This window comes from Intrasporangium sp. (genome assembly GCF_051961875.1).
Lineage (GTDB): Bacteria > Actinomycetota > Actinomycetes > Actinomycetales > Dermatophilaceae > Intrasporangium_A.
Genome location: NZ_JBQCCV010000315.1, coordinates 1 through 4,851, shown reverse-complemented (window position 1 = coordinate 4,851; position 4,851 = coordinate 1). Strand labels below are relative to the sequence as shown.

Below are 4,851 nucleotides of genomic sequence, written 5' to 3'. Positions count from 1 at the left end.
GAGTCCCAGTAGGGGCCGCCGGAGTTGGAGCAGGCGCCGAAGGAGATGACGTACTTCGGCTCCGGCATCTGGTCGTAGAGCCGGCGGATGGCCGGGGCCATCTTGTCCGTCACGGTGCCGGAGACGACCATGAGGTCGGCCTGCCGCGGCCCCGGTGCGAAGGGGATGACGCCGAGGCGGATGAAGTCGTGGCTGCCCATCGAGGTTGCGATGAACTCGATGGCGCAGCAGGCGAGCCCGAAGTTGAAGACCCAGAGGGAGTAGCGGCGGCCCCAGTTGAGGACCACTTTGATGGGCCGCGGCGCGTTCTCGCCGACCGGGCCGACGCGGGGCATGGGCAGGTCGACGGGCATCACACCCACCTCAGCAGGCCGCGCCGAGCCGCGTGGGCCAGCCCGAGGACCACGACGGCGATGAAGATCCCCATCTCGACGAGGCTCGGGACGCCGAGGTTCGCGTCGCGGATCACCGTCGCCCACGGGAAGAGGTAGACCGCGTCGACCGCGAAGATGACGTAGAGGAACGCGAAGACGAAGTAGCGCACCTTGGTCTGGGCCCAGCCCTCCCCGACGGGGTCGACGCCCGACTCGTAGGTCGTCAGCTTGCTCGGCACCGGCGCGTGCGGCGCGAGGAGCGTCCGGACCACCATCGCCGCGGTGACGAGCAGCACGCCGGCGCCGAGGACCGCTGCCACGACGATGTAACCGGACATGCTCGCCAGCCTATCCAGTGAGCGGCCGCATGCCGCTGAGCGCAGCGAGGTTTCCACGTGACAGCGCCCGGGGTGGCCCTCTGGCGCCAGTCCGGACAGATTGCCCGGCGAGGCGTGCGAGGCAGGCGGTTCGTCCGTTTCGGCCCCCGCGCTGTTGTGCCCGGGCGGTGGCGCGGATTGAATCGGCGGTCAACGGCGACGCGGGCGCGTACGGAGGCGGCGCGGCGAGACAGGGAAGGGTGAGGTGTCCATGACGACCAGCCGGGGAGGCCGTCAGTCCATGTCCCACGCCGATCTCGTCTTCAGCGGCGGCCCGGTCTTCACCGCGAACACCGTCCGCTCCCGCGCCGGAGCGGTCGCGGTGCGGGGCGGTCGCATCGTCGCGGTCGGCCACGACCTCGACGACCTCATCGGGCCCGCCACGGAGGTCGTCGACCTGCACGGCCGAATGCTCGTCCCCGGCTTCCAGGACGCCCACGTCCATCCCGTCTGGGGTGGGCTCGACATGTTGCGCTGCGACCTGTCGGGCTGCGGGTCCGCAGCCGAGTACCTGGAGACGCTCGCGAGCTACGCCGCCGCTCATCCCGACGACGAGTGGGTCCTCGGCGGGGGCTGGTCGATGTCGGCGTTCCCGGGGGGCACGCCCACCGCGGACGAGCTGGACCGGGTCGTCCCCGACCGGCCGACGTTCCTGCCGAACCGGGACGGGCACGGCGCATGGGTGAACTCGGCCGCGCTGCGCATCGCGGGCATCGACCGCGACACCCCTGATCCCGCCGACGGACGCATCGAGCGGGACGGCGACGGCAACCCCACGGGCACCCTGCACGAAGGCGCCATGACCCTCGTCAACCGGCTGCTTCCGACCGAGCCGCCGGCCCGCCTCGTCGAGGCGCTGCTCGAGGGGCAGCGCTACCTGCACTCGTTCGGGATCACCGCCTGGCAGGACGCCATCGTCGGACCCTACGGAGACGCCGGCGACCCGGGCCCCGCCTACCTCACCGCGGCGGCCGACGGACGCCTGACCGCGCGTGTCGTCGGCGCGATCTGGTGGGACCGCACCGCGGGGCTCGAGCAGATCGAGTCACTCGTCGAGCGCCGCGAGCGCTACCGGGGCGGGCGTTTCGCCGCGACGAGCGTCAAGATCATGCAGGACGGCGTGGCCGAGAACTTCACCGCGTCGATGCTCGAGCCGTACTGCGACGGCCACGGTCATCCGACCGACAACTCGGGGATCAGCTTCGTCGACCCGGCCATCCTCGACGAGGCGGTGCCACGGCTCGATGCTCTCGGGTTCCAGGTGCACTTCCATGCGATCGGTGATCGAGCCGTCCGCCAGTGCCTCGACGCGGTGGAGCGGGCCGTCAGCCACAACGGGCGGGGCGACAACCGGCACCACATCGCCCACCTGCAGGTCGTGCACCCCGACGACGTCCCCCGGTTCCGCGACCTCGGCGTTACCGCCAACATGCAGTCCCTATGGGCCACCCTCGAGCCGCAGATGGTCGAGCTCACCTTGCCCTTCCTCGGCAAGCGGCGCGCGGCCTGGCAGTACCCGTTCGGCGACCTGCAGCGCGCCGGGGCGACACTTGCGGCCGGCAGTGACTGGTCGGTGTCGAGCCCCAACCCCCTGGCCGCCATCCACACGGCTGTGAACCGCATGGCGGCACCGGGCTTCGAGGAGGGCTACTACGAGCCGTTCCTGCCCGAGCAGGCCCTCGACCTCGCGACGTCGCTGACCGCATACACGGCAGGATCGGCCTGGGTGAACCACCTCGACGAGATGACCGGGACGATCGAGGTCGGCAAGTATGCCGACCTCGCGGTCCTCGACCGCGACCCGTTCGCCGGTCCCAACGAGGAGATCGGCGCCACCCGGGTGCTGCAGACTTTCGTCGAGGGCGAGCGCGTCTACAGCGCGTCCGACGCCTGAACCACGAGCCCCGAGACCGCCGCAGACCCAAGAGAACCGGACAGGAAGCGATACCCGTGGGAACCACCGTCTTCGAACGGCACCCGCCCGCCGCCTCGGTGGTGCGCCACGCCCTCGCCGACACCGCCCACTCGGTCTTCTGGCTCGATGACCTGCCCGCCGAGCTGACCCCCGACCGCCCCCGGCTGACCGGTTCACACGACGCCGACCTCGTCATCGTCGGCGGCGGGTACACCGGGCTCTGGACCGCACTGCTCGCGGCGGAGCGCCGGCCCGGCTCCCGCATCGTGCTCGTCGAGGCGGGCCACGTGGGGTGGGCCGCCTCGGGTCGCAACGGCGGGTTCTGTGAGGCGAGCCTCACCCATGGCCGGGAGAACGGCCTGTCCCGGTGGCCGGAGGACATGCCCGCGCTGGAGCGGCTGGGGCTGGCCAACCTCGACGAGATCGAGGCGGCCGAGGCGCGCTACGGCATGGACTTCCACTTCGAGCGCACCGGGCAGCTCGCGGTGGCCGTCGAGCCGCACCAGCTCGAGTGGCTGCGCAGCTCGCACGACGAGGCCGTCGCGGCGGGCGAAGAGGGCGTCGTCCACCTGGACGAGCACGAGGTGCGCGCGCTCGTCGACTCCCCGACCTACCTCGGCGGGGTGTGGGAGCAGCGCACCTGCGGCATGCTCCACCCCGCCCGCCTCGTGGCCGAGCTCGCGCGGGTGGCCGAGGAGCACGGCGTCGAGATCCATGAGCGCTCCCGGGTGCGCGGCCTGTAGACGCACGGCAGCTCCGGGGTCACCGTCGTCACGGACGAGGGCCGCGTCCGTGCGCGGCACGCGGTGCTCGCGACGAACGTGTTCCCGTCGCTGCTCCGGCGCAACCGGCTCATGACGGTGCCCGTCTACGACTACGTGCTCATGACCGAGCCGCTCAGCGACGAACAGCTTGGCGCGATCGGGTGGCAGGGACGCCAGGGCATCGGCGACCTGGCCAACCAGTTCCACTACTACCGGCTCACCAGGGACAACCGCGTCCTCTTCGGTGGCTACGACGCCGTCTACCACTTCGGGCGGCGGGTGCGCCCGGGCTACGAGAACCGGCCGGCATCCTGGGAGCGGCTGGCCGCCCACTTCTTCACGACCTTCCCCCAGCTGGAGGGCCTGCGCTTCACCCACCAGTGGGCCGGAGCGATCGACACCAGCACGCAGTTCACGGCGTTCTTCGGGATGGCGCGAAAGCAACGGGTCGCCTATTCGGCCGGGTTCACGGGCCTGGGCGTCGGCTCGACCCGGTTCGCGGCCGAGGTCATGCTCGACCTGCTGGACGGGGTGGACACCGAGCGCACCGCCCTGCAGATGGTGCGCCGGCGCCCCCTCCCCTTCCCGCCGGAGCCGGCCGCCGCGCTCGGGATCAACGCGGTGCGCTGGTCCCTCGACCGGGCCGACCACCGGCAGGGACGTCGCAACCTGCTGCTGAAGACGCTAGATCGCCTCGGGCTGGGGTTCGACTCGTGAGCAGAATCGACGCCGCGGGCGGGCTCCTCGCCGCCACCCTCCCGATCCCGACCGAGCCGATCCCCGCCGGGCAGGTCCGAGGCGGCTCGCCGCGGGCCGGGTTCGTCGTGCTGGACGAGACGGACGACCGCACGATCGGCATCTGGGAACACACGCCCGGTGTGTCGACCGACGTCGAGGCGGACGAGGTGTTCGTCGTCCTGTCCGGTGCCGGCACGCTCGAGTTCGTCGAACCGGAGGCGCCCCCGGTCGAGCTGTGCCCCGGCGTCGTGGTCCGGTTGGCGGCCGGGATGCGCACCCTGTGGACGATCCACGAAACCGTCCGCAAGGTGTATGTCATCTAGACGCTGCTCGGCCTGACCGCATGGGGACTGCCCCGTCTGGAAGGCGAACCGTGCTGGGGCGGCATACAACCGTATGACGCTGCGCGCGGACCCGCTCGCGCCCCACCTACTTCAACGAGTGAGCAGTTCGTCCCACCCGTCCCAGCGCACCCCTACCTCGACGAGTGAGCGATCCGTCCCACCAGTCCCAGCGCCCACCCACCTCATCGAGTGAGCAGTTCGTCCCAGCCGCCACACGCGCCCCCGTGCCGGTTGGGCGGGCGCGCGCACTCGACGCCGAAGGCGAGCCCGGCTTGGCGGTATACGTCGGCGTGACGCTGATCCAGCGCCAAAGTCACCTTCCCGTCCAGTGGGCTTCAG

4 protein-coding genes and 1 pseudogene are annotated in these 4,851 nt (G+C 71.3%); 3 read left to right on the top strand and 2 right to left on the bottom strand.

What is annotated here, in order from left to right:
- The coding region (locus ACTHJJ_RS19405) for an NADH-quinone oxidoreductase subunit B (RefSeq protein ID WP_440304590.1) at window positions 1-353 on the bottom strand (353 nt) is incomplete at its 3' end.
- Window positions 353-712, bottom strand: a complete 360-nt coding sequence (locus tag ACTHJJ_RS19400; RefSeq protein ID WP_440304589.1) for an NADH-quinone oxidoreductase subunit A — start codon at window positions 710-712, stop codon at window positions 353-355. The genes ACTHJJ_RS19405 and ACTHJJ_RS19400, both read right to left, overlap by 1 nt.
- A gap of 280 nt (window positions 713-992) precedes the next feature.
- On the opposite strand from ACTHJJ_RS19400, the gene ACTHJJ_RS19395 reads away from it, so the two are divergent.
- The 3 genes and pseudogenes from ACTHJJ_RS19395 (at window position 993) to ACTHJJ_RS19385 (ending at window position 4,491) form a co-directional block, all read left to right on the top strand.
- Window positions 993-2,645, top strand: a complete 1,653-nt coding sequence (locus tag ACTHJJ_RS19395; protein ID WP_440304591.1) for an amidohydrolase — start codon at window positions 993-995, stop codon at window positions 2,643-2,645.
- A gap of 56 nt (window positions 2,646-2,701) precedes the next feature.
- A pseudogene (locus ACTHJJ_RS19390) lies at window positions 2,702-4,147 on the top strand (NAD(P)/FAD-dependent oxidoreductase).
- Window positions 4,144-4,491 carry a cupin domain-containing protein gene (locus tag ACTHJJ_RS19385; RefSeq protein WP_440304588.1) on the top strand — a complete coding sequence of 116 codons (348 nt, stop codon included), beginning with the start codon at window positions 4,144-4,146 and terminating at the stop codon, window positions 4,489-4,491. The pseudogene ACTHJJ_RS19390 and the gene ACTHJJ_RS19385 overlap by 4 nt, the downstream one beginning before the upstream one ends.
- Window positions 4,492-4,851: the final 360 nt, after the last annotated feature.